3 protein-coding genes are annotated in these 3,093 nt (G+C 32.4%); all 3 read right to left on the bottom strand.

Annotated features, from left to right (window positions below):
• The coding region (locus AJ885_RS07850) for a sigma factor-like helix-turn-helix DNA-binding protein (protein ID WP_070281064.1) at positions 1-174 on the bottom strand (174 nt) is incomplete at its 3' end.
• Positions 171-1,028: an AAA family ATPase gene (locus AJ885_RS07845; protein WP_002790751.1), complete on the bottom strand. Its 858-nt coding sequence runs from the start codon at positions 1,026-1,028 to the stop codon at positions 171-173. The genes AJ885_RS07850 and AJ885_RS07845, both read right to left, overlap by 4 nt.
• An 87-nt stretch (positions 1,029-1,115) precedes the next feature.
• Positions 1,116-3,093: Mu transposase C-terminal domain-containing protein (locus tag AJ885_RS07840; protein ID WP_070281063.1), on the bottom strand; the 1,978-nt coding region annotated here is incomplete at its 5' end.

Here is a 3,093-nt window from a genome sequence, read left to right as displayed (position 1 = left end):
TATTAAGTTTTCTTTCTTTGCTTTTTCTTTTTTGATTAAGTCAATCGTTTCAAAGATAGCCATCCACTTGTCTTTATTTTTAGGACTCTTTAACTTTCTAAGAGCTTCAGTATAGATTTGATGAACGCGTGTCACGCTAAGATTAAGTTCTTTAGCTATCTCTTCAAAACTCATAATATAACCATCTCGCTTGCACTAGTTAATAACTCATCATTGATTTCGCACTCTTCAAGTTCTGCAAGTCTTAAGGCCTTTTTTAAAAGCTTTGCAGAGCTTCTAAAATTACCATTGCTAAATTTAAAATAGCCCTTGCCAAAAAACTCATCACTTTCTTCCTTGCTAAGTCCTCTCATCATCCATTTACCACAAATCCTTGAGTAAAGTTGTTTAAGCTCTTTGTTTTTACCCATTAGGTTTTTGTATAAAATCTCAGTTCCTACTAAAATAAGAGGCACTCTAGCAAAATCCGCAATGCGTCTTAAATCCTCCAAAGCCTTTAGTGGTAGATATTCGGCTTCATCTACGATTAAAATCTTTTCATTGGTCTTTAAAAATCTTGCAATTGCTTTTAGTTTTGAAGCATTGTTGCTATTTGCTTCGATTTTAAGAGCATTTAAAAGCTCATCAAGCATTACACCCACACTTGTATGACAAGTTGCCTCTATTAAAATACTTTGTGGTCTGGTTTTAATAAACTCGTTTATAATAGTGGTTTTTCCTGTTCCTGCTTCTCCAAAAATAAGTGCGATTTCTTTTTCATTTACCGCTTCGCTCATTACAAAAGTAGCCATAGAAAAATCACGGCTTCTAAAAAGTTGTTCTTTTTTAGGTTTTTCATTTTGCTTATCTTTGTGATTAGCGATAAAATCTCTTATCTTTTTACTCCATAAAGCCACATCACCTTTATAGCTTGCACTTTTAATCTGTGAGATTAAAGAAGCACTCGCACCAATCGCTCTTGCCAATGCACTTGGCTTCATACCGCTTTGCTCTAAAAAGCATTCTAATTCTTTGCTTAGTTCTTGCATATAAATCCTTTTGTTTTTAAGCTTTTTTAAAAGCTTTTAAAAACTTTCAAAGCGTGTTAAATAGACTTTAAAAGCTTTTAAAGACTTTTAATACCCTGCCTTTTTGGCAGCATTTTCCCATTTTGGAATTTTGCATTTGGTATCTTTTATAACTTTTGTACTCAAATGTTCAAAATCACCATTGCTAACAAGGGCTTTTGAAAATTCAAGTTCTTTTTTAGCGTTGTTACTAGCTTTTGTTTTTGGAGCTTTGACTTTTTCTAGTTTTTCCTTGCCAAGAGCTAAATACTTTTCCATATTCTTTTCTAAAATCATTCTTTGCTCATCGATTTTGTCTTTATTTGCTTTTATGGCTCTATTTACAAGTTTTCTAGCAACTTTAGCTTCTTCAATGCTTACTCCAAGTTCTAAATCTAAGTTGTTTGCTACACAAATAAGTTCTTTTTGTTTATCAAAGCAAAAGATTTCATTTTGATTATTAAGATTTTCACACACAAACACTTCTTCATGGGTGTATAATTTTGGATTATAAAAAAGAGTGCCATTAAGACTTAATCCTTTATTTAGCACCTTTCTAAGTTTTAATTCACCGCCTAAATACATACTAAGGCTAAGCTCATCTATACTAATGGCATCGCTAATCTTTGCTTCAAAACTTTCTTTTGGAGTGGCACCTAGTCGGTCAAGCCATTTGTTATTCATAAAATACGCACTATAATCATCAATGCACTCTCTCATATACTCAAGTGTTTTAAGTCTTCTTTGATTAGTTTTATAGCCTTTTTTAAGTCTTCTTTCTTTTTTAGAATAAAAAAACTCAATGGCCTGTCTTTCTTTAACATTAGATCCTATGTATCCAACTAAGTTTGCAGTGAGTGAGTTTTGTAAATCTTTGAATTTATTTTCTACATAAGGCTTACTCCAGCCACTGTAAGCTGGCATCGCTTTATAATCAATGTTTAATCTCTCTAAAAGAGCTTTGACATTTTTACTTAAAAATGCCTTGCCATTATCTGAGTGTATGCATTTTGGCACACCATAAGTGCTGATGTATTTTGCAATGGCTCTTGCTATGCTTAAACTATCTTCACTAAAGCCTAGATAAAAGCTAGCCACACCACTATAAGTATCGATTAATGATATTATAGTGTAGCGTTTATGCCAAGAGCACTCATCGCCTTTTAGCCCATAAGTTTCATTGATAAAATCTACTTTACAAATAGCATCAAGCGGACTTGCATCAATTTCTACGATTTCATTGATAGTAGAAACTTTCCAATTACTCACACCAAGTGCTGGTAGATGTCTGCTTATAGCTCCATCTTCGCCATGCAAGATGATATTTTTTATGAGTTTGTTTTCTTTTAAGTATTTTTTCATACTTCTTAAAACACACTCATAGCTTATAAATTCATCTTTTTTGCCTAGAAAATCTTTTAAATCTAACTTGCCATTTTTTGCTAATTCATAATTTAGCACTCTGTGGATATTAGAAGCATTAAGCCTTCCTTTTTGAGCAAGTAAGGTATTTATAAAAAGCTCTTTTATACCAAGAGCACTAATGGCATCATCTTTTTTATTTTCTCTTTTATCTATTAAAGCATCAAGTCCGTTTGCTAAGTATTCTTTTTGCCAAGCAAAGAGTTTGTTTTGTGTGAGTTTAAACTCATAGATTTTTTTAGCGTTAATGTAATTTATAAAATCATTTGTGCTTATCTTGCCTTTAGCATGGAGCCATTCTTTAACCACAGCAGCTTTTTGTAAGGCTAAATTTTGCTTTTTAGAACTGGCTTTTGCAAAGAGACTTAAGCTATCTTTGTTTATTTGTATTTGATTTTCGCTAAGTTTGGTTTTGTCAGTGTTTTGCACTTGCAAGGCTTTAGAATTTTTAAGCAAAACATCATCATTTAATGCTTTGCTTAAAGCTTCTTGTGTTGTTTTAGGAGTTATAGTAGTAGTATTGCTTATATCTTCTATGTTAAAACCTTGCTCTACTAGCTGTGTTTCTTCCTTATTTAAAGGTTTAGACCAGATTTGAAGGGTTTTACCACCGCGTCCTTTTCCT

It is taken from the genome of Campylobacter sp. BCW_6464 (assembly GCF_001762775.1).
In the GTDB taxonomy this organism is placed as follows: Bacteria; Campylobacterota; Campylobacteria; order Campylobacterales; family Campylobacteraceae; genus Campylobacter_D; species Campylobacter_D jejuni.
This window is presented reverse-complemented; position numbering and strand designations above follow the sequence as displayed.